Below are 24,662 nucleotides of genomic sequence, written 5' to 3'. Positions count from 1 at the left end.
CTTACCTTCATGGCGAAGGTTCGGCGGCTCACACCCCAGCATCCGGAGATGTTCCGCGCCCGCGTGGTGCGGACCGAGCGGGTCTCCCCGTCCATGCAGCGCGTCACGGTCACCGGGCCGGCGCTCGGCGGTTTTCCGTGGCGAGGGTACGACCACTGGTTCCGCCTGTTCCTCCCCCTCCCCCACCAACGCGCCCTGCGCCTGCCGGAGTTCACCGGATCGCGGTGGTGGCAGCCCTACCTCGCCATCCCGGAGGACGAGCGGCCGCACTGCGCCAACTACTCCGTGGCCGACTACCGACGGGCGCCGGCCGAGCTGGACATCGACTTCGTCGTGCACCGGCGCCCCACCGGCGAGGTCGAGGGCAGGGCCGCGCTCTGGGCCTGCGGTGCCCGCCCCGGGGACGCGCTCGCCCTGCTCGACCAGGACATCCTCTTCGACTGCCCCCAAGACGCCTCCGAGGTCACCGTGGTGGCCGACGAGACCGGGCTGCCCGCCACGGCGAGCATCATGCGCTCGCTCCCGGAAGGCACCGTGGGACGCCTCATCCAGGAGATCCCCACCGACGCCGACCGCCGCGAGCTGAACGCCCCGGCCGGTGTGACCGTCTCCTGGGTCGTGCGGCGGGACGGCACCTCGGTCCCCGGCACCGCCGCGCTGCGTGAGCTGCACCGGCTGCCCCGCGCCGACGCGGCGGGATACGCCTTCGTCGTCGGCGAGTCGACCCTGGCCACCGAGGGACGCCGGCACCTGCACCGCCTGGGACTGCCGAAGGAGCGCATCACCTTCTCGGGGTTCTGGAAGCACGAGGCGATGGCCGCGGCCTGACCCCGGCCGTACGCGCTACGCCTGGGCGCCCTTGACGCGCCGATAGTGCCGGCGGGCCTTCATCCGGTTCCCGCACTCGGCCATGGAGCACCAGCGGGCGCTGTTGGGCTTGCTCCGGTCCAGCAGGAAGCGCCGGCAGTCCGGGTTGCCGCACGGCTTGAGCCGGCCCGGCCGGGTCTCCTCGACGTGCGCCCAGGTCAGCAGCAGCTCCACGGCCAGGCGGTGCGCGTCGGGGGCCCGAAGGGTCCATTCCAGGCTGCCGCCCGCGAACGTCGGCACCCTGCTGACGCCGTCGAGGAACTCGCTCAGGCTCTCGGGGCCCCGCCGTCCCCGGACGACGTCCTGGAGGGCGTCCCGCGCGGCGACCAGAAAGGCGACCTCCTCGTCCGACCCGGCCCCGCCGTGGTCGCGTACCCACGCGCGGCCCTCGGCGGGCGCGCCCAGGGCGTCCCGCACCGAGCCCCGCACGACGGGAGTCGTGTTGAGCAGCTCCAGGAGGATGTCCTCCGCGGCCGTGTCGGTCACCACCTTCACCCCTAACCGCTTCTTCGGCATGGGCAGGTTACAACAAGCGCACCTAACCTCTTAATCCCACTTGACAGGTTAGCTCCAGCGTGCTGGACTCCACCTAACCACCAAAAACATCTTAAGGGGTTGCCATGAGTGTCCTCGTGCACCACAGGACCACCACCGTCGACGGCCTGGACGTCTTCTACCGGGAGGCCGGCGACCCGCAGGCGCCGACCGTCGTGCTGCTGCACGGCTTCCCGACGAGCAGCCACATGTTCCGGCACCTGATCCCGAAGCTCGCGGACACCTACCACGTGATCGCGCCCGACATGATCGGCTTCGGATACTCGTCCATGCCCGCGGCGGACGCGTTCGACTACGGCTTCGACTCCCTCACGGACGTGACCGTCCGCCTCCTGGACCGGCTCGGCGTGGAGCGCTTCGCGGTGTACGTGCAGGACTACGGCGCACCGGTGGCGTGGCGCATCGCCCTCCGGACCCCGCACCGCATCACCGCGATCGTCACGCAGAACGGCAACGGCTACACCGACGGCCTCGTCAAGGCGTTCTGGGACGGGCTGTTCGCCTACACCGACGACCCGACCCCCGAGACGGAGGCTCCCGCCCGGGCCGCGCTGTCCCCCGAGGCGGTCCGCTGGCAGTACCTGAACGGGGTCCCCGACCCGAGCCTCGTCAGCCCCGACACCTGGACCCTCGACCAGGCCCTGCTCGACCGGCCGGGCAGCGACGCCGTCCAGCTCACGCTGTTCCGCGACTACCCGTCCAACGTCGCCCTCTACCCCCGGCTCCAGCAGTACTTCCGCGACACCCGGGTGCCGCTGCTGGCGGTCTGGGGCGCGAACGACGAGATCTTCGGCCCCGAGGGCGCCCACGCGTTCCGGCGCGACCTCCCGGACGCCGAGATCCACCTCCTGGACACCGGGCACTTCGCCCTGGAGACCCACCTGGAGGAGATCGCAGGCCACATGAGGGACTTCCTCGCCCGGACTACGACCTCACAAACGCCAGGAGGTCGGGGTTGATGACCTCCGGATGGGTGGAGAGCATGCCGTGCGGGAGCCCTTCGTACGACTTCAGGGAGCCGTTCGCCAGGAGTTCGACCGACTTCGGTGCCGCGTCCGCGTACGGCACGACCTGGTCGTCCGTTCCGTGCGCGACGAGGACCGGGACGTCGATCCGCTTGAGATCCTCGGTGAAGTCGGTCTCCGAGAACGCCGCGATGCACTCGTAGTGGGCGTTGGCCGCGCCCATCATCCCCTGTAGCCACCAGTGGTCGATCAGGCCCTGGGAGACCGTCGCGCCCTCCCGGTTGAAGCCGTAGAAGGGACCGGACGGCACGTCGATGTAGAACTGCGCGCGATTGGCGGCGAGGGCCGCGCGGAACTCGTCGAAGACCTCGATCGGCAGGCCCTCGGGGTTGGCCTCGGACTTCACCATCACCGGGGGGACGGCACTGACGAGCACGGCCTTGGCCACCCGGCCCGGCTCGGCGCGCGCCACGTAGCGCGCGACCTCGCCGCCGCCGGTGGAGTGTCCGATGTGCACGGCGTCCCGCAGGTCGAGGGCCTCGGTCAGCGCCGCGACGTCGGCGGCGTAGGTGTCCATGTCGTGGCCGGTGGACGGCTGGTCCGAGCGTCCGTGGCCACGGCGGTCGTGGGCGATCACGCGAAAGCCGTGGGAGAGGAAGAACAGCATCTGGGTGTCCCAGTCGTCGGCACTGAGTGGCCAGCCGTGGTGGAAGACGATCGGCTGCCCGTCGCGCGGGCCCCAGTCCTTGTAAAAGATGTTCGTGCCGTCGGAGGTGGTGACCGTACCCATGGGTGATCCTTCCGCGTGTACGACGTGAACGACTGGCCCCCGTCGGCCACCTTACGCCGGAAACCGGGATGTCTCATTTTTCACCCATACTGACCAGAGCGCGCAGAACCGGATGACGGAGGAAGCCATGGCAGCGGGGCCGCACAGGGTGGGCTTCCTCGTGTTCGACGGGATGAAGCTGCTCGACCTGTCGGGACCGGCGGAGGTCTTCGGCGAGGCCAGCCGGTTCGGCGCCGACTACCGGCTGGGCATCGTCTCCGCGGACGGGTCGCCGGTGTCCTCGTCCATCGGCATGCGGGTCACGGCGGACACGGACGCGCGGGCCGCCGTCTACGACACGCTGGTCGTGGTCGGCGGCGACGCGTTGCCCGGCTCCCCCGTGGACCCGGCTCTCCGCGCGGCCGCGAAGGCCCTGGCGGGCCGGGCCGTGCGCGTCGCCTCGGTGTGCACCGGCGCCTTCGTCCTGGGCGCGGCCGGGCTGCTGGAGGGCAGGCGCGCCACTACGCACTGGCAGCACACCGCGACGCTGGCCCGCCGCTGTCCGGCGACGCGGGTCGAGGCCGACGCGCTCTTCGTACGGGACGGCAGCACCTACACGTCCGCCGGCGTGACCGCGGGCATCGACCTCGCCCTCGCCCTGGTGGAGGAGGACCACGGTCCCGCCCTGGCCCGTGAGGTCGCCCGCTCGCTGGTGGTGTACATGCAGCGGGCCGGCGGCCAGTCGCAGTTCTCCGCCTCGCTCCAGGGCCCGGCTCCCCGCACGCCGGTACTGCGCCTGGTCCAGGAGGCGGTGCAGGCCGACCCCACGGCGGACCACGGCCTGGAGGCGCTCGCCGCCCGTGTACGGGTCAGCCCGCGGCATCTGACGCGCATGTTCCGGGCCGAGCTGGACACGACGCCGATGAAGTACGTCGAGCTGATCCGCTTCGACCTGGCCAAGGCCCTGCTCGACGCCGGGCACAACGCCACGGAGGCCGCCACCCGTTCGGGGTTCGCGAGCTACGAGAGTCTGCGCCGGGCCTTCTCCCGGCACCTCGGGCTGTCCCCCATCCGGTACCAGCAGCGCTTCGGCACCACCGCGCGGGAGTCATGACCGGTTCCGAGGGGTTCATGGCCATCGGGCAGCGGACGCGGCCCGGCCGTCCGGCGCAGGGTGGGACCGACACGACGGCACCGTCCCGGGAGGACCACCATGACGCAGACCATCGCCGGAATCGACATCCCCGACAGCGCGCTGGCGCGGGAGGCGACCGAACTCGTCCGTGACACCACACCGCCGCTGATCTTCCACCACTCGCGTCGCGTCTACCTGTTCGGCAGTCTCCAGGCCGCCGCCCTCGGCCTGCGGCCGGACCCGGAGCTGCTGTACGTCGCCGCGCTCTTCCACGACCTCGGTCTGGTGCCGCCCTACCGCGGCGACGACCAGCGCTTCGAGATGGACGGCGCGGACCAGGCGCGGGCGTTCCTGCTGGCCCACGGCGTGCCCGAGGCGGAGGCGGCCACCGTGTGGACGGCCGTCGCGCTGCACACCACCCCGGAGGTCCCCTACAAGCTGGCGCCGGAGATCGCGGCGACCACCGCGGGCGTCGAGACGGACGTGCTCGGTCTGCACCTCGCCCGCATCTCCCGGGCGGAGATCGACGCGGTCACCGCCGCCCACCCCCGCCCGGACTTCAAGAAGCAGATCCTCCAGGCGTTCACGGACGGTTTCCGGCACCGCCCGGACACCACCTTCGGCACGGTGAACGCGGACGTCCTGGAGCACTTCGTGCCGGGCTTCCGGCGCACGGACTTCGTCGAGGTGATCGAGAACTCCGCCTGGCCGGAGTGACCCTTCCCCGGGTCCCCTAGGGCCGGGGGTTGCCGCGCGGGGAGAGGGTGGCGTGGGGGAGCACGGGCGCCGGGAGGCGGTCACCGGGGTAGCCGTCGACCCGGCCGAAGCGCCCGGAGTCGTTCTCCCAGTCCGCGCGGGCCCGCGCGATCTCGTCGTGCGACCGTCCGACGAAGTTCCACCACATGACGATCTCCTCGGGGAAGGGCGGACCGCCCAGCACCAGCAGCCGGGCGGCCGCGGGCGCCTCGTTCGTCAGGGTGAGAGCCCGTCGTCCCGGTGCGGTGTACGCCAGTTCGGCGGGGCGTACGGCCGTGCCGTCGAGGCGTACGTCGCCGCTGTCGACGAGGACGCCGTGCTCGAAGCCGGGGTCGACGTCGAGGAGTACGGTGGCGCCCGGGTCCAGGGTCACCTCGGCGCCGAGCAGGGGCGTGAAGGTGCCGACCGGCGAGGTGTCCCCGGCGAGCGAGCCGAGGAAGACGCGCGCCTCGCCGCCGTCCAGGGTGACCGGGGCGGGCACGTGGTGCCGGAAGTCCGGGGCGGTGTCGCGGTGTTCGGAGGGCAGTGCCACCCAGAGCTGGACGCCGTGCAGGACCGAGGTGTCCGGCGTGGACACCTCGGAGTGGCTGATGCCGTGGCCGCCCGTCATGAGGTTGACCTCACCGGGCCTGACGAACGCGTGGCTGCCGAGGCTGTCCCGGTGTTCGATCACCCCGCTGAACAGCCAGCTGACCGTCTGGAGGCCGATGTGCGGGTGGGGCGCGACGTTCATGCCGCCCGACTCCGGGACCTCGTCGGGGCCGTAGTGGTCGGCGAAGCACCAGGCCCCGATCAGCGTGCGGGCCCGTTGGGGCAGGGTGCGGCGCACCTTCATGGCGCGCGGGCCACCGAGCGGGACGTCCCGCGCGGTCAGGATCTCCACACCGGCGGCGGGCGCCCCGTCCTGCGGTGCCCCGCACCTGACCTCGGCGGGATGCGCTTCCGTGTTGCTCACCGCTTCGTCCTCCCACTCGACCCTGAAAGTTTCATTTTCAACATCTATGGTTCGATGATAGGACGTGAGCTTCACCCGCGCGCAACGGAGGGCACCCGACATGACGCAGACGCCTGTACGCACCGAGGCAGGCATTCCCCAAGGCGCCGACGAGCGGCGGGTGTTCGTCGACAAGCAGAGCCCCGATGCCTACACCGCACTGCGCGCGACGGCGGAGGCGGTCCGGGGCGTCGCCGACGCGGCCGGGCTGGACCGGACCCTCGTGGAACTGGTCAACATCCGCGTCTCCCAGCTCAACGCCTGCGCCTACTGCCTCAACGTGCACACCAGGGCCGCGCTGCGGGGCGGCGAAACGACCCAGCGGCTCGGGGTGCTGCCCGCCTGGCGCGACACCGAACTGTTCTCGCCCGCGGAACGCGCCGCGCTCGCCCTCGCCGAGGCCACCACGCACCCCGCCGACGCGGGCGCGCAGAGCGCCGCGTACGCGCAGGCGCGGGGTGTCCTGTCGGACGACCAGATCTCCGCCGTGATCTGGGTGGCGATCAGCATCAACGCCTTCAACCGGGTCTCGGTCCTGAGCAAGCACCCGGTGCGCGGCGCCGCGCGCGCCTGACCGCCGGTGCGTCCCTTCGGTCCGACGGGTCCGGCGACATTCGTACAAGACCCGGGACGGGCCCCCGGCGCACCATTCCGGCATGAGTCAGTACGACGCCGATCTCTCGCACGGCATGCACGTGGTGCACGACGGCCCGCCGCAGGCGCCGCCCCTCCTGCTCATCCACGGTTCCGGTGCCTCGGGCGCCTCGTGGGGCCCGGTGGTCCCGGCACTGGCCGAGCGCCATCACGTCCTGCGCGTCGACCTCCCGGGCTCCGGCACGTCCCCGCCCGTCCCCTCGTACGACGTACCGGAGCAGGCGGGCCGGGTGGCGGCGCTCCTCGACGACCTGGGGCTCCGGTCCGTGACGGTGGCCGGCCACTCCAGCGGCGGCTACGTGGCCACGGCGCTCGCCGAGCGGCGCCCCGATCTGGTGGCGGCGATCACCCTCATCAGCACGGGTCCGGCTCTGGACGCGCTCCTGCCCCAGCCGGTGATCCTCCGGCTGCTGCTGGCCCCGCCCCTCGGCCCGCTGCTGTGGCGGCGGCGCACGGACGCGATGCTCCGCAAGGCGATCGAGGCGACGGCTGCCGGCCCCGTCGACATCCCGGCCGACCTGCTCCACGACCTGCGGAGCACCACGTACCGCTCCTTCCGGACGGTGGCGCGCGGGAACACCGCCTACCTCGCCGAGCGCGGCGTGCCCGAGCGCCTCGCCGCCCTCACCCTCCCGGTGCTGGTGCTCTTCGGTGCCGCCGACCCGCGCTGGGACCCGTCGTCGGCGCACCGGTACGAAGCCGTGCCCGACGCGCGGCTCGAGCTGCTGCCGGGCGTCGGACACCTGCCGCCGCTGGAAGCGCCCGGACCGACCGGCGAGGTGCTGCTGGGCTTCACCGCCCGGGACGCGGACCTCCCGGCCGTCGGCCCCGAGACCTAGACTGATCGCGTGTTGTCCACCGAGACACCGACCGGGGCGCCGCCCGACTGGTCGATCGTGGACGTCGCGGTCCCGCCTCCCTCGGCCCGGCTCGCGGGGGTCGCCATGGCCGGGTTCAGCCAGCACGTGTCCGCCTTCGTGGACATGGCCATGGTCGCGCATCCGTCCGTCACCCTGCTCATCGACCTGAGCGACGGCGACGGCGTCCTGTACAGCGCCCGGGACCGGCGCGGGCACGGCAGCTTCGTCGTCGGGCTCGCCCCGGGGGAGCTCAGGGCGGCGGGCCGGGTGGGCGCGTGCCTCCAGATCCGGCTGGAACCGGTGGTGGCGGCCACGGTGCTCGGCCCGGCGGCGGCGCTCGGCGGAAGGGTGGAGTCGTTCGAGGACGTCTGGGGCCGCGAGGCGGAGCGGGTCCAGGACGAGTTGCGCGCCGCCGGGTCGTGGAACGAGCGGTTCGCGCGCGCGGCGGACCTCCTGCGCCGGCGCGCGGCGGACCGGCCGCCGGTCGATCCCGAGGTCGCCCACACCTGGCGGACGACGCTGGGCAGCCGGGGGCGCGTACGGGTCGACGGCCTGGCCGAGGAGGTCGGCTGGAGCCGCAAGCGGCTGTCGGCCCGCTTCCACGCCCAGCTCGGCATCACGCCCAAGCGGGCCGCCCGACTGGTGCGGTTCGACCACGCGGCCCACCTGCTCGCGGGCGGCCTGACCCCGGCCTCCGTCGCCTTCGAGAGCGGCTACGTCGACCAGTCCCACCTGCACCGGGAGGTCAAGGCGTTCACCGGGCTGACCCCCGCGGCCGTGGCCGGCGCACCGTGGCTCGCGATCGACGACGTCGCGTGGCCGGACACGTCACCGGCGCGGCCCCCGGGCTCCACGGGGTCCGCGGGGGCCGCGGGGGCCGCACCGCGCCGAATGGCACCTCCCGGCCGTGCGTGGAATCGTGGACGGACGGCATTCACAGATGCCCGCTGACACGGACGCGCACGGAGCAGACGTCTTCCGAAGGAGGCCCGCATGTCCTCGAAGCGACGCCGGAAGAAGAAGGCACGCCGCAACTACCCCGCCAACCACGGACGGCGGCCCCAGTCCTAGGGGGCGCCCGTCCAGGCACGTCCCCCCGGCCCGCGGGCCGGGGGGACGTGGCCGTCAGTGGCCCGCGACCGTTCCGGACAGCTCGTTGGTCCCCTTCGGCAGGGTGACCGAGGCGCGCTTCTCGCCGGTGTCGAGATCGATGGCGTGCACGGCCTTCTTCCCCGGTTCGGACACGTACGCGGTGTGGCCGCGGACGAACAGGGTGGGCCGCGCCTGCTGCCAGTCCAGGGGCTCCTGCCACTTCCCCACGGCCGGGATCCTCTTGCGCACCGTGCCCTTGTCCGGGTCGATGACGTGGAGGGCGCCGTCGGTCCCGAGGACCAGCGCCTCGCCGTGCGGTCCACGGGCGAGGGAGCGGAACGAGTAGCTGGTGCCCAGCTCCACCAGGCGCAGCTTCGCCGTCTCGGTGTCGATCAGGGAGACGCGGGTCGGCCGTTCCAGTTCGGCGTCCGGGTCGGTCTTGTAGTCGCCGAGGAGTACGGGGGACGCGTCGCTGCCCGCCTGGTTGCCGATCCGGCCGTAGTCGTCGGGGGCGTCGACCTTGGTGAACCGGCCGTCCTTGTAGATCAGGACGCCGTCCTCGCAGCCCAGGGCGACCGCCTCGCCCCGGGCGGCGGCCTCCCCGTGCACGCCCGGGCAGTTCTCGTTGCGGGCGATCTCCTTGTTGTCCTGGTCCAGGACCAGGGCACCGGTCCGCTTCTCCTCGTCCCCGAGGGTGGTGAGGAGTCGCCCGTCGCTCAGTTCGATGGCCACGCCGTGGTGGGCCCGCGCGGAGGTGTAGGTGCGTCCGTCCGGCTTCTCGCCGGCGCCCAGGTCGCCCGGTTCGAAGACGTTGACCTCTCCGGTGCCGTCGGTGAAGAGCACCGTCTTCCCGGCGTGGCGGACGACATGGCCGGGCTTCGCGCCCCGGTACTCGATGCCGGTGAGGGTCTGTGCGGTGGCGTTCAGGACGCGGAAGCCGTTGTCGGTGGAGAGGACCACGTGGTCGTCGTCGCCCGCGGGGTTGACGCGGTTGAAGCCGGGCAGGTCGATGGTCCTGGTGAGGTCGAGGGTCTTGCCGTCGAGGACGTACAGGCCGCCGTCGAAGGTGGCGACCAGCGGGTCCCGCACCGAGGCCGTGGGCGTGGCGGTCCCGGCGCCCTGGGACTTGGCGTCGGACGAGGAGGTGTCGTCTCCCCCGCACGCGGTCAGGACCGTGGACACCGCGAGGGCGAGTGCCGTACCGGTGAGGGCCCTGGTGCGTATGGACGTGTTCAACTGTGCGTTCCTTTCGGGCTGCCGACGGTCAGTCCGTCGGTCAGGGCGGTGGTGTTGGCGCGCATCATCCGCAGGTAGGTGGCGGCGCCCTCGTTCTCGGCGGTCAGGGACTCGGAGTACAGCTCGACGACCCGCACCCCGTCGCCGAGTTCGGTGCGCAGGACCTCGGCGAGCCGCTTGGGCTGCGAGGAGTCGGCGAACACCGTGCGGACCCCGGCCTTCTCCATGGCCCGGGTCAGCGAGCGCAGGTCGGAGGAGCTGGGGGAGGCCAGCGTCGTGCCGCTGGGGATCACGGCGCCGATGACGCGGAAGCCGAAGCGGTCGGCGAGGTAGCCGAAGACGTGGTGGTTGGTCACCAGGTTGCGCCGCTCCTCGGGCACCCGGTCGAAGGACTTCTCCATGAAGGCGGTGAGGTCCTTCAGTTGGGCGTCGTAGCGCGCGGCGTTGGCCCGGACCGCCTCGTCGTCCACGCCCTTCACGTGTTCGCTCACGCGATCGGCGATGAGGCGGGCGGCCGTGCGCACGCGGTCGGGGTCGGTCCAGAAGTGCGGGTCGGGCTGCCCCGCTTCCCCCTCGGGTCCGCCGTCCGTGCCGGTGTGGAAGGTGAGGGGGTCGACCGCCCTGCCCACCTCGAAGGTCGCCACGCCCGCCTCGCGGGCGGCGTCCATGTGCCGCAGGACGTTCTCCTCCAGGCCGAGACCGTTGAAGACCACGAGGTCCGCCCGCTCCAACTGGGCGGCCTGCACGGCCGACAGTCCGAAGGAGTGCGGGTCCGCGTCGGGCTTCATCAGGACCGTGACCTCGGCCTGGTCGCCGACGACCTGGCGGGTGATGTCGCCCAGGATGTTGGTGGTGACGACGATGCGGGGCTGTTCCTCCGTGCCGGTGCAGGCCGTGGCGGTGGCGGCCGCGACCAGGGCGAGCAGTCCCGCCAGGAGGCGGCGCAGCCGTGCCACTCCGACCCGTGCGCGCGTCGTCCCCCTCATCGGCCGGTCTCCGCCATCAGGCCCGGTGCGATGTCGAGGCCGAAGGAGCGCGCGACGCGCAGGTCGTCGTTGTAGTCGATCTCGTAGACGCGTTTGCCGGTGCGGTCGTTGACGTAGGCGCGGCTGCGGTCGACCTCGACGACGGGTGCGACCGCGCCGGTGGCCGCCTTCCCGGCTCCGGTCAGCAGGGGCTCGGTCCGGGCCGTGTGCCTGCCGGTGGCGATGTCGTAGCCGTGCAGGGCGCCGTCGGTCTCCAGGACGAGGAGCGGGGAGCCCTCCCCGGCGGTGTTGGCCGCCAGGACCGGCCCGGTCCGCACCCGGGTCCAGGCGCGGTCGGTCACGTCCAGCACCCACACGGCCCGCTCCCCGGCGGGCGCGGTCAGGGTGTCGCTGCCGGCCCGGTGGCGGAAGGCCGTCGCCCGTTCCTTCTCGGGCACGTCCTGTCCGTACGGGATCCGCGCGGCCGTGAACGTCCCGTGCTCGGCGCTCACGAGCAGGGCCCCGTCGGCGCACCCCAGGACGACGCCGCGGCGGGTGACGGCGTCCCCCCGGGGCCGTTCGCACCTCGCGTCCGGCGAGGCGACGGGGCTGCCCTCGCGGTCGTACACCGTGACCTCGGCGGAGTCCTCGTCGCCGGTGAGCGCGACGAGGTGTTCCCCGTACGGGACGACGGCGCCGGCGTGCGCCCCGTCGAGCGTCCGGGCGGGCCCGACGTCGCCCTCCTCCAGTGCCGTCCGGTCGTACAGCGTCGTCCGGCCGTCCCGGTCGGTCACCGCGGTCACCGCGGCGTCGCTGCGGATCTCGGCGCCCCGGCCGGCCGGGAGGTCGCCGACGTCGCGTATCGCCGCCCGGTAGTAGTGCACGTGGTCGCCGTGGTCCACCGTCCAGGCACCGCCGTCGACGACATGCGTGCCGCGGTCGGTGGGAAAGAAGCCGAAGCGGCCGTCGGTGCTGAGCCCGGCGGCACCGGGCACCGGTGCGGTCTCGTGCACCTTGCCGGTGACGAGGTCGAGCACCCGGCTCGCGCCGGTGCCCGGGTCGCCGAGGAGCAGCCGGGACTGTTCCTCGGCCGCTTCCCGCGCCCCTTCGACGTAGCCGTGCGGGGTGGCGGACGGCTCGGTCGCGGCCGGCTCCGGCCCGTCGTCCGCCCGCCCGGAGCAGCCCGTGGCGAGCAGCGCGGCGGTGAGGACGAGCGCGGTCGGGAGCCGGCGCGTGGCGTGTCTGCGGACGGTGGGGTCCATCGTCTCGGATTTCCTTCAGTCGACTGTCGGGACGGGGGCGGCGGGGCGGGCACGCAGGTGCCGCAGGCCGGACGCCGCGTGGGAGAGGAAGAAGAGGGCGACCGCCACGGCCGAGACGGTCGCACCGGCGGCGGTGCTCAGATGCCAGGACAGGAGAAGCCCGGCGTACGTGGCGGTGACGCCGAGGAGTGCCGCGAGGACCATGACGCCGCGCACGCCGCGCGCCCAGGGCAGGGCCGCGGCCGGCGGGGCGATGAGCAGGCCGAGGACGAGCAGGGTCCCGACGATGTGGAAGGAGGCCACGATCGCAAGGCCCAGCAGGGCAAGGAGCACCGCGTGCGCGAGCCGGGGGCGCAGGCCGAGGGTGTGGGCCTTGCGCGGGTCGAACGCGAGGGCGAGGAAGGCCCGGTGGCCGAGCACGGAGACGAGCAGGGCCACCAGCAGTGCGGCGCCCAGCAGGAGCAGATCCTTTTCGCGGACGGCGAGGACGTCCCCGAAAAGGATGCCGGTCAGGTCCACGGCGAAAGACTGCGACCGCGACACGATGATCACGCCGAGCGAGAGCATGCCGACGAAGAGCAGCCCTATGCCGGTGTCCTGGGAGAGCCGCGGCGTACGGCCGAGAACGGTGACGCCGGCCGCCATGACGGCCGCGCTCGCCACCGCTCCCAGCAGCAGGTTGCCGCCCAGCAGCGCCGCCAGCGCGACCCCGGGCAGCAGCCCGTGGGACATGGCGTCACCGAGGAAGGCCATCCCCCTGAGCACGACCCAGGTGCCGGCCAGTGCGCAGATGGCGGACACCAGGATGCCGCCCCACAGGGCTCTTTGCACAAACGTCACGTCGAACGGGGCCGTCAACCAATCCATGCGGGGGACACTACAATGAAAATCATGTTCAATAAATCCCGTCCTTCGCCTTCCGCCGCCCCGGGGCGGCCGTCGCACGCCCGTCTGACCGGGCTGTGCGCCGGCTATCCGGGACGACCGGTGTTGAGGCAACTCACGTGCGAGATACCGGCGTTGGCCGTCACGGCGCTCGTCGGCCCGAACGGGAGCGGCAAGTCCACGCTCCTCGGTGTGCTGGCCGGTGTGATCCGCCCGACATCGGGAGACCTCCACCGGGACGGCGAGCGGCCACCCGCCTATGTGCCGCAGCGTGGCGCCGTCGCGGACGCCCTGCCCCTGACCGTCCGGCAGGCCGTGGAGATGGGGCGGTGGGGTGAGCGCGGGCCGTGGCGCCGGCTGAACCGCCGGGACCGGCTGGTCGTGGACTCGGCGCTCGGCCGGCTCGGCGTCGCCGACCTCGCCCCGCGTCAGCTCGGGGAGTTGTCGGGCGGTCAGCGCCAGCGCGTCCTCATCGCGCAGGGACTCGCCCAGCAGGCCGACCTGCTCCTCCTGGACGAACCGACCACCGGCCTCGACCCGGAGGCCCGGGAGCGCATCACCGCGCTCCTGGCGGAGCTGGTGTCCGACGGCGTGACGGTCGTCCACGCCACGCACGATCTGGAGGCCGCACGCTCCGCCGAGGCCTGTCTGCTGCTGCGCGAGGGCACCCTCGCGGGACACGGCCACCCCGGCCGCGTCCTCACCGACTCGGCCCTGGCGCAGGTCTGGGCCGTTGCCGGACCTGCGGGCCCTTGATAGGCAGGTGGTGTCCCGGAGGGTTTCGGCCCGCCCGAGCACCTCTCGACCCGACGGCCCGGCACCCACGCACCGGAGATGACCCCATGAAGATCAGCCTTACCAGCGTCTTCGTCGACGATCAGGCGCATGCCCTGCGCTTCTACACCGAGACGCTGGGCTTCCTGAAGAAGCACGACGTGCCGGTGGGAGCGGGCGGGGACCGGTGGCTGACCGTGGTCTCGCCCGAGGCCCCCGACGGGACCGAGCTGCTGCTGGAGCCCTCCGCGCATCCCGCGGTGCGCCCCTACCGGACGGCGCTGGCCGAGGACGGCATCCCGGCCGCGTCCTTCACCGTGGACGACGTACGCGCGGAGTACGACAGGCTGCGCGGACTCGGCGTGCGCTTCATCCAGGAACCCCTGGAGACGGGCACGGTCACCACGGCGGTCCTCGACGACACCTGCGGCAACCTGATCCAGATCATGCAGGTCCGCTAGCGTCGCTCCGGGAGGTCGGTCACCTCCGGGACGGCACGCCTCCGGGCGCGATCGGGACCGCGCGGCCGTCGTCCCGCGGACGTCACCCGCGGGGCGGGCGGAACTGGGGTCCGTAGGTGCCCCGGGCGCCCGGGATGCCGGTCTCCATCAGCTCCAGCGCGGGAGCCTCCAGCCCGCGCATCGTCCGCACGGCCGAGCCCAGGGTGCGCGCGTCGCCGTGGGCCCAGGCCGCCTCCAGGGTGCTCAGCACCTTGGCGTAGGCGGTGTCGAACCGGTCGAGGAGGCCCGCCACCCGCCGCGGCGGGTCGGGCCAGCCACCGGCCGGGACCCGGGCCATGGGGCGTGCGTCGGGGAAGGGCACGGGGGCGCCGGTGAACCGCCAGCCGTCGTCCTCCTGGCGCAGTTGCCGACCGTGGTAGATCTCGCCGAAGGCGTAGTAGTGGGCCGGGTAGTCGTCGCCGAAGGCGTCCTCGGGGGAGCTGGTGGTGCCCTCGCCCTGCTCCTTGATGATCTCGATCGCCCGCTCGACGCCGTCGAGGTCGGTGACGGGTTCCAACACGTCGGAGCCGATGTGCTGGGACAGCTGTCCACGGGCCGAGAGCGTGGGCGCCGTGGACCGGAAGGCGCGCAGCAGGTCGTCGTAGAAGTGGCCGATGCTGGGCGAGGTGTTCAGGCCGCGGGCGAGGGGTTCCTCCGGGGCTTCGATCGCCATCATCACGTCGTGCACGAAGGGCCTGGTGAGGCCCGAGAGGTAGACGTTCACCCCGTCGCGCACCCCGCCGGGGAGGGGGCCGGGGTAGGCGAGGGCGGCGTCCGTGATCCGCGGCCGGCCGCCCACGGCCACCAGCAGGTTGCAGACGACGCCCATGTGGTACATCTCGTCGCCGATGATGCGCCGGATCAGCCGTGCGACGTGGCTCTGGCGGTCCCCCACGGACCACCATCCGCACAGGTAGGGCGGGATCGTGGCGAGTTCGAGTGCGACGGCGACCTGAAGGGCCTCCCGCAGCCAGTCGACACCGCGGCCCTCCTCGGGGACGGCGAGCAGCCGGGCCACGGACCGGCAGCCGGACACGGTGCCCTCCCTCCGCCCGGCCGCCCGGGCGGGGGCGGCGGCCGAGACGGGGCCGGCCGCCGTCAGAACGGCCGACGCCACGAAGGTCCGTCGCCCGAAGCGGCCACCCGTCCCCGACGATTCCTCGCGCACACCACTCACCCGTACTCCCTCTCCGAGCCGACGCCCGTCTCCGACCGAGACGTCCGGATTCCTCCGACGGCTGGCGAAACTAGCAGCGACGAGGCCGTTTCCCGGGCGGGCGGCACCGAGCGGGGCATCCTCTACCCCGGTCGGCCCTACCCGCGAGGGTGCGGGCCGGGGACCGCCGGGGCGGGCGCCGAGTGGCGTTCGCCGATCAGCGACAACAGCAACCCGTGGGTCTCGGCGTCGGCCGCCGCCACCAGACCGCGGCCCGCGGGACCGACCGGGGCGCCGTCGACTCCGGTGACGACGCAGCCCGCGGCCCGGCACAGCGCGATGCCCGCGGCGAAGTGCACGCTCTCGGTCAGGCCGATGCCGTCGGTGACGTAGGCGGCGCGTTTCCCCGCCGCGACCCAGGCCAGCGCCAGCGTCGTGGACACCACCCGCGGCCGCAGGCGCTGCCCGAACCCGGGGTGGGCGAGCAGGTCGACCGCCCGGAAAGCGGGCGCGCTCGGGAAGGGCGGGTCCAGATTGACGTCGGTCAGCCCGGTGGCCGCGGTGGGCGCCAGCGGAGCGTCGTGGCCGTCGCGCCGGACCCGGGCGCTCGTGCCGTCGGTGAAGAAGACCTCGCCGCCGAACGGGTCGGCCACCGCCGCCGGGCCGTCGCGCAGCGCCACGTTGACGGCCACCTGCATGGTGCCGGCGGCGTAGTTGAGGGTGCCGCACAGGGGGTCGACCAACCATTGGCGTACTCCGTCGGCCGCTCCCTGCCGGCCGCCCTCCTCGCCCCATATCGCGTCCCGGGGCCGGACGCCACGGATGACGTCGAGGATCGCCGCCTCGGCCGCCACGTCGGCGTCGGTGGCGAAGTCCCCGCCGCCCTTGTCGAATCGGGTCAGCCGCTGTCCGTACCGGGCTCGCACGGTCTGCGCGCCGGCCAGGGCGGCGGCGATCGCGACTTCGGTGTCGTCAGGACGCACAGGAGAGTTGATCACGGGGTGCAGCGTAACGGCCGACGTACGCGGGCCTCGGGGCCGACGACGCCGCCGCCGGCCGGCGTCAGGGGGTCCCGGCGCCGCAGGGCCGACCGGTGCGGAGGTTGCTCGTGACGCCGGTGATGACGGAGTCGAGTCGGTCCCGGGTACCGACCAGTTCGGTGATCCGGCCCTCGACACGGTCCCGTTCCGTGGACAGGCGGTCCAGCAGTTCCGGCGTGGCCCTGCCGTCGGCCGTGTACGGCATGAGTTCCACGATGGTCCTGCTCGACAGGCCCGCGGAGAAGAGCTGCTGGATCAGCCGGACGTGGCCGACCGCGCTCTCGGGGTAGTGCCGCTGGCCGCTGCGGCTGCGCTCCGCGACAAGCAGTTCCTGTTCCTCGTAGTAGCGCAGCGCCCGCACGCTGACACCCGTTCTGGCGGCGAGCTCCCCGATGCGCATCCCGCGCCTCCTCTCCCGTTCCGGGCCGTACGACTTGCCCCTCACGTCAACGTCAGGTTTTAGCGTAACTCCCGAGGGCCCCACCCAGTCCCGGGCCTTCTCCCCCACCCCCTGCGGCCAGCAGAAAGAAGGGCCTCGTCATGAGTGCACCCGTCAGCGCGACGGCCGGCGTCGTCGCCACCACCCCACCGGTCGTCTCGGTCAAACCCGTCGTGCTGCCCGCACCCGGGCGCGGCGCCGACCTGCACGTGCGCGTGTCCGCGCCGGTGACCGGGCACGGCCTGCCCGTCGTCCTGTTCGCGCACGGCTTCGGCTCGTCGCTGGACGGCTACGGCCCGCTCGCCGACCACTGGGCCGCCCACGGCTTCGTGGTGATCCAGCCCACCCATCTCGACTCCAGGACCCTGGACCTGCCCGAGGACGACCCACGCAGGCCGGGCCTGTGGCGCTCGCGCGTCGAGGACATGAAGCGGGTCCTCGACGACCTGGACGTGCTGGAGGCGTCCGTCCCCGGCCTCGCCGGACGGCTGGACCGAACCCGCGTCGCGGCGGCCGGCCACTCCTTCGGCGGCCAGACGGCGGGCATCCTGCTGGGCCTGCGCGTCCGCGACCCCGCCACCGGCCGGGCGGCGGACCTCTCCGACCCCCGGGTCAAGGCAGGCGTGCTGCTCGCCACGGCCGGCGCCGGCGGCGACGCCCTGACGCCGTTCGCCGCCGAGCACCTCCCCTGGCTGCGGCACCCCGACTTCACGCACATGACCGCCCCCGCCCTCGTGGTCGCGGGTGACAAGGACGACCTCCCGTTCACCGTCCGCGGCGCGGACTGGACGGCCGACCCGTACGTCCTGAGCCCCGGCGAGAAGAGCCTGCTGACGCTCTTCGGGGCGGAACACTTCCTCGGCGGCATCTCCGGCTACGGGGCGGCCGAGACCACCGACGAGAACCCCGCCCACGTCGCCCTGGTCCAGCGCGTCACCCTCGCCTACCTCCGCCACACCCTCGGCATCGACAGCACCGCCTGGACAAGGACCCAGAGGGACCTGTCCGGGGACACCGATCCCCTCGGACGGCTCGAGTCCAAGAGGGCGGCCGACTGACGACGCAGTATTGACACGGTCATGTCGGCCGCTTGTATGGTCTAGGCCAACAGAACTCGCCGCTCCGTTTGCGGAGTTGAGCCCTGCCGGGGTCCCACGCCCCGGTGGGGACGGTGAGTGCGCGTCACCTTCGCGCCTCCTGGCCCCACCCACGAGAGGCCGTACTCGGCGTGCGCGCGGTCCCCCCACACACGGCCGCGCTTGCCCGGGGGACGGCCGGATGTGAAGGAGTTCCCATGCACGCACGTCGGAAGACCGCTGCCCTGATCGGCGCGGCCCTCGCCCCTGTCGTGGCCGTGAGCCTGCCCGCCTCCTCGGCGAGCGCGCACGGTTACATCTCCGACCCGCCCAGCCGTCAGGCCCAGTGCGCCGCGGGCACGGTGGACTGCGGTGACATCACGTACGAGCCGCAGAGCGTCGAGGGCCCCAAGGGCCTGACCAGTTGCAGCGGCGGCAACAGCCGCTTCGCGGAGCTGGACGACGACGGCAAGGGCTGGAAGGTCACCCCGGTGTCGAAGACCACGACGTTCTCGTGGCGGCTCACCGCGCAGCACGCCACCAGTACCTGGGAGTACTACGTCGGCGGTCAGCGGATCGCGCTGTTCGACGACGGCGGCGCGAAGCCGGGCGCGGTGGTGAACCACCAGGTCGACTTCGGCGGGCTCACCGGACAGCAGAAGGTCCTGGCCGTGTGGAACGTCGCCGACACGTCCAACGCGTTCTACGCCTGCATCGACGTCAACGTCGGCGGCTGACGGGCCGGGTGGAGCGGTCCTGGAGCGGCCGTGCCCCCTCCCGGGTGCACGCGCCGCTCCCCCCTCCCCCTCCCCGCGCCGCCCTCCCTCCCTCCCCCCCACATCGAGCAGGAGCCTTATCGTGCAGCACCGCAAGCTCGCACTGCTGGCCGCCACCGGTGCGGCCGCCGCCCTGTGCACCCTGACCACGGCGCCGTCGGCCGTCGCCCAGAAGCCCGAGCAGCCCGGCACCCGGGCCGCCGCCGAATTCGTGGTCAGCGAAGCCCAGTTCAACCAGATGTTCCCGAACCGGAACTCCTTCTACACCTACAGCGGCCTCACCGCCGCGCTCAGCGCCTACCCCGGGTTCTCGAACACCGGCAGCGACACGGTGAAGAAGCAGGAGGCAGCCGCCTACCTCGCCAACGTCAGCCACGAAACCGGCGGACTGGTGTACGTCGTGGAGCAGAACACCGCCAACTACCCGCACTACTGCGACGCCTCCCAGCCGTACGGCTGTCCGGCCGGCACGGACAAGTACTACGGGCGCGGGCCCGTCCAGCTGAGTTGGAACTTCAACTACAAGGCCGCCGGGGACGCCCTCGGCATCGACCTGCTCAACCAACCCGACCTGGTCCAGAACGACTCGGCCGTGGCCTGGAAGACGGGCCTGTGGTACTGGAACACCCAGTCCGGGCCCGGCACCATGACCCCGCACGACGCCATGGTCAACGGCGCCGGGTTCGGGGAGACCATCCGGTCCATCAACGGCAGCCTGGAGTGCGACGGGCGCAATCCCGCGCAGGTCCAGAGCCGGATCGACAACTACGAGCGCTTCACCCAGCTCCTCGGTGTCGAGCCCGGCGCCAACCTGAGCTGCTAGCGGGCCGAGCCCGGGCCGTCCGCCCCCTCGTGCCCACCGGGCCGCCCGGTCGCGAGGGGGCCGCGCCGGCGGCCGAACCGGCGTCCCGGGCGGCGTCGCCAGTCGTCGTCGGGCGACAGGAGCGGGGACCTGCGATCCGCCTCGGCCCGGCTCTCGACGTGGGACGCGTACGCCGTGGCACGGAACGCCTCCTCGTAGGAGGCCAGGGCCGCGCCCATCGCGCCGCCCGCCGTGCCCCGGCGGCGTACGCGCGACGCCAGCCAGGTGAGGAAGCCGAGGACCGCGGCGAGGCCACCGGCGAGGAGCACGTACGGCAGAAGCGCAGCCATGGGCACGAGCCTAGCGGCCGGGCACGCGTCACTCCCCCGGCCCGTGGCCCGCTCCGGGCGCGCCGAGCCGTGCGAGGTCCTCGGCGTCCGGCTCCTCCAGCAGGAACCCCGCACCGCCTTCGAGCATCCCGGCGATCTCGGCCGAGCGCGGGAGCATCGTCTTCTCGTAGGTGCGCACCGCGTCGTCGACGGTGGCGGAGCCGGCGAGGGCGAGGGCGAGTTCGGCGCCGTCGAGCATGGCGAGGTTGACGCCGACGCCGAGCGGGGGCATCAGGTGCGCGGCGTCTCCCAGGAGGGTCACGCCGGGCGTGTGCCGCCAGGTGTGCGGCACCGGCAGGGCGAAGAGCGGGCGGTCGACGTAGGCGCCGTCGTTCTCGGTGATCAGGCGGAGTATCCACGGTGACCAGCCCGCGTACTCGGCGAGGAGCCGGGCGCGGATGCCGTCGGTGTCCTGCGGACGCAGGCCGCTCGCCGCCATCCAGTCCAGGGCGACCCGGCGCATGATGTAGACGCGCATGTGTCCACCGCTGTTGCGCTGCGCGAAGAGGCCGCGCTCGCCGTCGGCCACGTGGGCGCTGCCCCGGCCGACCAGTTCGGACAGCTCCGGATGCGCGGATTCCATCGCGTCGAACCACGCTTCGAGGAAGCCGACGCCGGTGTAGCGCGGTACGGCGTCGGACACCGCCGCCCGGACGCGGGAGAAGGCGCCGTCCGCTCCGATCACCAGGTCCGTCTCCACGGTGCTCCCGTCGGTGAACGTCAGAGTCCGCGGCCCGTCGGCCGGCCCGCCCACCGCTTCCAGGCCGTGTCCCCACCGCACCGTCCCGGCGTCGAGCGAGCGCAGCAGGAGGTCCCGGAGCTGACCGCGGTCGATCTCCGGGCGGGCCGTCTCGCCCGCGTCCGGCAGCCGGTGGGCGAGGAGGCGCCCCGCGCTGTCGAAGCGGCGCTCTTCCTGGCTCTCGCACCGGGCGAGCGCGAAGAACTCCTCCAGCAGGCCCGCTTCGCGGAGCGCGAGCTGGCCGTCCTCCTCGTGCAGGTCGAGCGAGCCTCCCTGGTCCCGGGAGGCGGCGTCCGGATCGCGGTCGTACACCGTCGCCGCGATGCCGTGCTGCCGCAGGACGCGGGCGCAGGTGAGCCCGCCCGGGCCCGCGCCGATGATGCTGATCCGCGCGGTCGCGGGAGTCGGAGAGTTCATGGTGGTTCCTTCTGTCGATGGGCCCCGTGGAACCACCAAAGCAGAAACGAGTGAGAAAGTGCAACTGTTCCAGTTTCTTAGTCGGTCAGATTTCTCCCTCGATCTGGTTTCTGTGTCGTTCCAGTGGTGCGTTAGAGTGGAGCCATGCCCGACTCCCCGACTCCAGGCCGTCGCGAGCGAAAGAAGGCCGCGACCAGGCAGGCCATCGCCGACGCCGCGCTCGAACTCTTCCTGGAGCACGGGTTCGACCGGGTCAGCGTCCGCGATGTCGCCGAACGGGCCGATGTCTCGACGACGACCCTCTTCGCGCACTTCCCGAGCAAGGAGGCGCTGGTCTTCGACCGTGAGCAGGACGTCGACGCCGCGCTGGCCGCCGCCGTCCGCGAGCGGCCCCGGGGGCAGGGAGTGGTCGAGGCGCTCCGCGCGCACGCCCTGGAGACCTGGGTGCCGATCGTGACCGATCCGCGCCGGGCGAGCTTCACCGCTCTGGTCAGCGACACGCCCGCGCTCCGCGAGTACGGGGAGCGCATGTGGATGCGACACGCCGACACACTGAGCGCCGTGATCGCGGAGGAACTCGGCCGGGAGCCGGACGATCCGGCGTGCGCGGCACTGGCCCGGTTCGTCCTGGAGGTCCCCGCCCTGACCGCGGGACGGCCCGATCCCCGCGCGACCGTGGAGACGGTGTTCGACCTGCTCCTGCACGGCTGGCACTCGCAGACCGGCCCGCCGGACGCGACGGCGGGCGACGCGCCGGACTGAACCGGCCCCGGCGACCGCCCAGCCCGGTGGCCGGGTGGTCCGGCGTGCCGGGCGGTCCGGCGTCCGCTCAGGCGGCCCGCGGGTAGTCGGGCAGCTTCAGGGCCGAGTGGGCCGCGCGGCCCTCCTGCGCGCTCGCGGTCACCATCGACCTCGCCGCCGCCTCCGGGTCGCGCAGCAGGGCGTTGCGGGCCTCGATCTCCTGCCACGTCGCCGGGGTCACCGCCGAGCCGCCGCTGGTGGCCAGCGCCTGGTTGCGCTCCGCGAAGGGACGGACGCGGCGCTCGTAGGCCGCGAACGCCTCGGCGTGGTCCGCGTGCGTCGCCAGTTCGCCGGCCAGGACGTACGCGCCGACGAGCGCGACGCTCGACCCCTGGCCGGAGATGAACGACGTGGCGTGCGCGGCGTCGCCCGCCAGGACGACACGCCCGTGGGACCACGTAGGCATGTGGATCTGGCTCACGATGTCGAAGAAGAGGTCGTCCGCCTCCCGCATGCCCTCGACCAGGCGCGGCAGGTGCCAGACCTGTTCGGGGAAGCGCGCCGCGACCAGGTCCCGCTGGGCCCGGGGGTCGCGGAAGGCCTCGAAGGGCGGGGTGTCGCGGGTGAAGGTGAGGAAGCCGTGCAGCCGGTCGGAGGGCTCGTGGGCGTAGAGGACGGCGCTGCGTCCCGGTTCGTTCCAGATGACGGCCTCGTGCGCGAGCCCGAACTCGTTCGGCAGCGTGAAGCCCGCGAAGACGTGGCCGAGATAGCGGTGGAACGGCTCCTCCGGGCCGAAGACCAGCCTGCGCGTGTTCGAGTGCAGTCCGTCCGCGCCGACCACCAGGTCGAAGGTGCGGCGCACACCGCTGTCGAAGACGACGTGCACGGCGTCCCCGGCGTCGTCGAGCGTCGCGATCGAGTCGTTGAAGAGGAACTCGACCCGGTCCCGCAGCGGGGTGGAGAGCACGTCGGCCAGATCACCGCGCCGGACCTCGAGGTCGACCCCCGCCTCTCCCCCGGTCAGTTGCTCGGGCTGCAGCGAGCCGACCGTCTCCCCCGCCGCGTCCACGAAGGTGATCCGCTGGCTGTCGACGTGCGCCTTGCTCAGCGCCGGCAGCAGGCCCATGCGGTCCACGGCCTCGCGGGCCGTGCCGCGCACGTCGATCGCGTATCCGCCCCCACGGACGGCGGCGGCCTTCTCGACGACGGTCACCTCGAAGCCGTACCGGTCGAGGCAGTGCGCGAGCGCGGGGCCCGCGATACTTGCTCCGGAGATCAGTACGCGACGAGCGGGACGGGACGCGTGGTTCATGGCTTCTCACCCTTTCCCCGGGACGGATCCCGGGAAGACGGAGGCACGTGCTGTCACAGAGACGGAAAACATACGTACCTTAGGTATCTTCATGGAGGCCATACGGCACCCTCCCAGACACCGGCCACTCCCCACGATATAGATACCTAAGTCAGGTATGCAAATGGAGACCCCCATGACCCCCGAACCCGCCGAACCCGCCGGGCCGGCCGCCTCGGACGACCCGCACTCCGACCTGCTCGCCGTGCTGCCGCGGATCACCCAGCTCAGCGCGGCCTTCAACAAGGGCCGGCTCACGGAACGCGCCGCCGAGGCGGCCGGGCTCGCCCTCGACCGTCCCGCCATGGGCGTGCTGGTGACCCTCCGTACGGTCGACCAGCCGCTGCGGATCGGCGAGATCGCCGACCGGATGCAGGTCGTGGGTCCGCACGTCACCCGCCAGGTGCAGGCGCTGGAGAAGCGCGGTCTGGTCCACCGGGTCGCCGACCCCCACGACCGCCGCGCGAGTCTCATCGAGCCGACCGGGGCGGGCATGGAGGCCGCCAACCGGTATGTGACGTCCGTGCTCGGCTGGTTCGCCGAGGCGCTCGCCGACTGGCCGCAACAGGACCGCGAGGACCTCACCCGCCTCCTCACCCGCCTCGCCGACGACGTGACGGCGCGTCTGGCGCGGTTCGACGCGGAGGAGTGAGCAGAGGGACCTACCCGGCGGTGGAGCGGGCCCGCCACAGGTCGCGCAGGAGGGCGATCTCGGACATGTGGTGGATGAACTCGAGGTTGTCCCCGGCCACGACGCCGATGTAGGGGTCGTCGGGGTCGGAGCCGTACGGGTACTGGGAGAAGCCGACGGTGTCGAGCTGCTCCTCGGTGACGTGGGCGACGTCCTCGCGCCAGCGGTCGATCACCGCCCAGAACCGTTCGAGTTCCAGGGCGGCGGAGGGGGTGAAGTCGACCAGCAGCCGCGGGTCCCGGCGTCGTTCACCGAAGGTCCACTCCCACTGGCCCGCGAAGCAGGAGTGCAGGTGCGCCAGCCGCCAGGCGATGGTGGTCACCGGCGTCGCGTCGGGCTCCGGCGTGCCGGTGTGGGCGAGGACCTGCTCGACGCGCTCGACGCTCACGCTCCAGTCGTCGGCGATCTTGGCGACCGGCATGCCGCTCGCGGCCTGCCGGGCCACCTCCGCGTACTCGCTCGCCGGGATGTCGGGGGCGCCCTTGTCGAGCACCCACTCGCCCGGCCCGTACGCCCTGGGTGTCACCGCCTCGCCCCGCCGCCGGATCGACCAGCAGCCGGCCACGGGCTCCCACAGGTACTCCTCGTCGCCGAGTCCCGCCAGCCGCACCTGGGCCATCTCCCTGGCCTGGTCGAACTGGTCGAGCAGCACGCCCAACCGATCCGTTCGCGCGCCCTCGATCTCCATGCCCGGCCCCTTCCACGGTTTCCGCGGTACCCCGTGCCCCGCGCCACGCGGCGCTCCGGCGGAGGCCGAGGCTAACGACTCACGTCCC

28 protein-coding genes are annotated in these 24,662 nt (G+C 72.9%); 14 read left to right on the top strand and 14 right to left on the bottom strand.

Annotation, left to right across the window (positions count from 1 at the left end; genetic code table 11):
- Positions 1-9: 9 nt before the first annotated feature.
- Positions 10-828, top strand: a complete 819-nt coding sequence (locus tag ACIRGB_RS21915; RefSeq protein WP_403867536.1) for a siderophore-interacting protein — start codon at positions 10-12, stop codon at positions 826-828.
- A 15-nt stretch (positions 829-843) separates the two neighbouring features.
- On the opposite strand, the gene ACIRGB_RS21910 is transcribed toward ACIRGB_RS21915, so the two are convergent.
- Complete coding sequence (locus ACIRGB_RS21910) at positions 844-1,353, bottom strand: CGNR zinc finger domain-containing protein (RefSeq protein ID WP_403867533.1); 510 nt, start codon at positions 1,351-1,353, stop codon at positions 844-846.
- 134 nt (positions 1,354-1,487) lie between these two features.
- Here ACIRGB_RS21910 and ACIRGB_RS21905 point away from each other — a divergent pair, with 134 nt between their 5' ends.
- Entirely contained in the window at positions 1,488-2,381 is an 894-nt protein-coding gene (locus ACIRGB_RS21905; RefSeq protein ID WP_403867530.1) for an alpha/beta fold hydrolase, read from the top strand.
- Here ACIRGB_RS21905 and ACIRGB_RS21900 read toward each other — a convergent pair.
- Positions 2,347-3,177: an alpha/beta fold hydrolase gene (locus tag ACIRGB_RS21900; RefSeq protein ID WP_403867527.1), complete on the bottom strand. Its 831-nt coding sequence runs from the start codon at positions 3,175-3,177 to the stop codon at positions 2,347-2,349. The genes ACIRGB_RS21905 and ACIRGB_RS21900 overlap by 35 nt on opposite strands.
- Before the next feature lie 127 nt (positions 3,178-3,304).
- Between ACIRGB_RS21900 and ACIRGB_RS21895 the strand changes: the two genes are divergently transcribed.
- Both ACIRGB_RS21895 and ACIRGB_RS21890 read left to right on the top strand, forming a co-directional pair.
- On the top strand, positions 3,305-4,270 hold the full coding sequence (locus ACIRGB_RS21895) for a GlxA family transcriptional regulator (protein WP_403867524.1): 966 nt from the start codon (positions 3,305-3,307) through the stop codon (positions 4,268-4,270).
- Positions 4,271-4,369: 99 nt separating this feature from the next.
- Positions 4,370-5,008, top strand: a complete 639-nt coding sequence (locus tag ACIRGB_RS21890) for an HD domain-containing protein (RefSeq protein WP_403867521.1) — start codon at positions 4,370-4,372, stop codon at positions 5,006-5,008.
- Between the two features lie 16 nt (positions 5,009-5,024).
- On the opposite strand, the gene ACIRGB_RS21885 is transcribed toward ACIRGB_RS21890, so the two are convergent.
- On the bottom strand, positions 5,025-6,002 hold the full coding sequence (locus ACIRGB_RS21885; protein ID WP_403867518.1) for a pirin family protein: 978 nt from the start codon (positions 6,000-6,002) through the stop codon (positions 5,025-5,027).
- Between the two features lie 100 nt (positions 6,003-6,102).
- Between ACIRGB_RS21885 and ACIRGB_RS21880 the strand changes: the two genes are divergently transcribed.
- The 3 genes from ACIRGB_RS21880 (at position 6,103) to ACIRGB_RS21870 (ending at position 8,506) form a co-directional block, all read left to right on the top strand.
- Entirely contained in the window at positions 6,103-6,615 is a 513-nt protein-coding gene (locus ACIRGB_RS21880) for a carboxymuconolactone decarboxylase family protein (protein ID WP_403867515.1), read from the top strand.
- Positions 6,616-6,697: 82 nt separating this feature from the next.
- Positions 6,698-7,534, top strand: a complete 837-nt coding sequence (locus ACIRGB_RS21875; RefSeq protein ID WP_403867512.1) for an alpha/beta fold hydrolase — start codon at positions 6,698-6,700, stop codon at positions 7,532-7,534.
- Positions 7,535-7,543: 9 nt separating this feature from the next.
- A complete protein-coding gene (locus tag ACIRGB_RS21870) occupies positions 7,544-8,506 on the top strand; it encodes a helix-turn-helix domain-containing protein (protein ID WP_403867509.1) in 963 nt (320 codons plus the stop codon).
- A gap of 174 nt (positions 8,507-8,680) precedes the next feature.
- On the opposite strand, the gene aztD is transcribed toward ACIRGB_RS21870, so the two are convergent.
- From aztD to aztB, 4 genes are read right to left on the bottom strand one after another with little or no spacing between them, the layout of a single operon-like run.
- Positions 8,681-9,883, bottom strand: a complete 1,203-nt coding sequence (gene aztD, locus ACIRGB_RS21865; protein ID WP_403867506.1) for a zinc metallochaperone AztD — start codon at positions 9,881-9,883, stop codon at positions 8,681-8,683.
- Positions 9,880-10,869: a zinc ABC transporter substrate-binding protein AztC gene (aztC, locus tag ACIRGB_RS21860; protein WP_403867503.1), complete on the bottom strand. Its 990-nt coding sequence runs from the start codon at positions 10,867-10,869 to the stop codon at positions 9,880-9,882. Before aztC ends, aztD begins: the two co-directional genes overlap by 4 nt.
- Positions 10,866-12,110, bottom strand: a complete 1,245-nt coding sequence (locus tag ACIRGB_RS21855) for a hypothetical protein (protein ID WP_403867500.1) — start codon at positions 12,108-12,110, stop codon at positions 10,866-10,868. The genes aztC and ACIRGB_RS21855 overlap by 4 nt, the downstream gene beginning before the upstream one ends.
- A gap of 15 nt (positions 12,111-12,125) precedes the next feature.
- Entirely contained in the window at positions 12,126-12,977 is an 852-nt protein-coding gene (gene aztB, locus ACIRGB_RS21850; RefSeq protein ID WP_403867497.1) for a zinc ABC transporter permease AztB, read from the bottom strand.
- A 15-nt stretch (positions 12,978-12,992) separates the two neighbouring features.
- Between aztB and aztA the strand changes: the two genes are divergently transcribed.
- Both aztA and ACIRGB_RS21840 read left to right on the top strand, forming a co-directional pair.
- Entirely contained in the window at positions 12,993-13,751 is a 759-nt protein-coding gene (gene aztA / locus ACIRGB_RS21845) for a zinc ABC transporter ATP-binding protein AztA (protein WP_403867494.1), read from the top strand.
- Positions 13,752-13,837: 86 nt separating this feature from the next.
- On the top strand, positions 13,838-14,230 hold the full coding sequence (locus tag ACIRGB_RS21840) for a VOC family protein (RefSeq protein WP_403867491.1): 393 nt from the start codon (positions 13,838-13,840) through the stop codon (positions 14,228-14,230).
- Between the two features lie 82 nt (positions 14,231-14,312).
- On the opposite strand, the gene ACIRGB_RS21835 is transcribed toward ACIRGB_RS21840, so the two are convergent.
- The 3 genes from ACIRGB_RS21835 to ACIRGB_RS21825 all read right to left on the bottom strand — a co-directional run bounded on the left by ACIRGB_RS21835 (position 14,313) and on the right by ACIRGB_RS21825 (position 16,865).
- On the bottom strand, positions 14,313-15,446 hold the full coding sequence (locus ACIRGB_RS21835; RefSeq protein ID WP_403867488.1) for a ferritin-like protein: 1,134 nt from the start codon (positions 15,444-15,446) through the stop codon (positions 14,313-14,315).
- A gap of 137 nt (positions 15,447-15,583) precedes the next feature.
- On the bottom strand, positions 15,584-16,423 hold the full coding sequence (locus ACIRGB_RS21830) for an inositol monophosphatase family protein (protein ID WP_403867485.1): 840 nt from the start codon (positions 16,421-16,423) through the stop codon (positions 15,584-15,586).
- A 64-nt stretch (positions 16,424-16,487) separates the two neighbouring features.
- A complete protein-coding gene (locus tag ACIRGB_RS21825; protein WP_403867482.1) occupies positions 16,488-16,865 on the bottom strand; it encodes a MerR family transcriptional regulator in 378 nt (125 codons plus the stop codon).
- 140 nt (positions 16,866-17,005) lie between these two features.
- Here ACIRGB_RS21825 and ACIRGB_RS21820 point away from each other — a divergent pair, with 140 nt between their 5' ends.
- From ACIRGB_RS21820 to ACIRGB_RS21810, 3 genes are all read left to right on the top strand, one after another.
- Positions 17,006-17,962: an alpha/beta hydrolase family protein gene (locus ACIRGB_RS21820; RefSeq protein ID WP_403867479.1), complete on the top strand. Its 957-nt coding sequence runs from the start codon at positions 17,006-17,008 to the stop codon at positions 17,960-17,962.
- 236 nt (positions 17,963-18,198) lie between these two features.
- A complete protein-coding gene (locus ACIRGB_RS21815; RefSeq protein ID WP_403867476.1) occupies positions 18,199-18,717 on the top strand; it encodes a lytic polysaccharide monooxygenase auxiliary activity family 9 protein in 519 nt (172 codons plus the stop codon).
- 121 nt (positions 18,718-18,838) lie between these two features.
- Positions 18,839-19,579 (top strand): chitinase, encoded by a 741-nt coding sequence (locus ACIRGB_RS21810; protein ID WP_403867473.1) that lies wholly within the window; start codon positions 18,839-18,841, stop codon positions 19,577-19,579.
- Here ACIRGB_RS21810 and ACIRGB_RS21805 read toward each other — a convergent pair.
- Both ACIRGB_RS21805 and ACIRGB_RS21800 read right to left on the bottom strand, forming a co-directional pair.
- A complete protein-coding gene (locus ACIRGB_RS21805) occupies positions 19,576-19,908 on the bottom strand; it encodes a hypothetical protein (protein WP_403867470.1) in 333 nt (110 codons plus the stop codon). The genes ACIRGB_RS21810 and ACIRGB_RS21805 overlap by 4 nt on opposite strands.
- Before the next feature lie 28 nt (positions 19,909-19,936).
- Entirely contained in the window at positions 19,937-21,103 is a 1,167-nt protein-coding gene (locus ACIRGB_RS21800) for an FAD-dependent oxidoreductase (protein ID WP_403867467.1), read from the bottom strand.
- A 144-nt stretch (positions 21,104-21,247) separates the two neighbouring features.
- Between ACIRGB_RS21800 and ACIRGB_RS21795 the strand changes: the two genes are divergently transcribed.
- Entirely contained in the window at positions 21,248-21,865 is a 618-nt protein-coding gene (locus ACIRGB_RS21795) for a TetR/AcrR family transcriptional regulator (RefSeq protein ID WP_403867464.1), read from the top strand.
- 67 nt (positions 21,866-21,932) lie between these two features.
- Here the strand turns inward: ACIRGB_RS21795 and ACIRGB_RS21790 are convergent, their stop codons facing one another.
- On the bottom strand, positions 21,933-23,156 hold the full coding sequence (locus ACIRGB_RS21790; protein ID WP_403867461.1) for an FAD-dependent monooxygenase: 1,224 nt from the start codon (positions 23,154-23,156) through the stop codon (positions 21,933-21,935).
- Between the two features lie 175 nt (positions 23,157-23,331).
- On the opposite strand from ACIRGB_RS21790, the gene ACIRGB_RS21785 reads away from it, so the two are divergent.
- Positions 23,332-23,847 carry a MarR family winged helix-turn-helix transcriptional regulator gene (locus ACIRGB_RS21785; RefSeq protein WP_403867458.1) on the top strand — a complete coding sequence of 172 codons (516 nt, stop codon included), beginning with the start codon at positions 23,332-23,334 and terminating at the stop codon, positions 23,845-23,847.
- 10 nt (positions 23,848-23,857) lie between these two features.
- Here the strand turns inward: ACIRGB_RS21785 and ACIRGB_RS21780 are convergent, their stop codons facing one another.
- Complete coding sequence (locus tag ACIRGB_RS21780; protein WP_403867455.1) at positions 23,858-24,574, bottom strand: DinB family protein; 717 nt, start codon at positions 24,572-24,574, stop codon at positions 23,858-23,860.
- Positions 24,575-24,662 lie beyond the last annotated feature (88 nt).

It is taken from the genome of Streptomyces sp. NPDC102490 (assembly GCF_044765285.1).
Lineage (GTDB): Bacteria > Actinomycetota > Actinomycetes > Streptomycetales > Streptomycetaceae > Streptomyces.
This window is presented reverse-complemented; position numbering and strand designations above follow the sequence as displayed.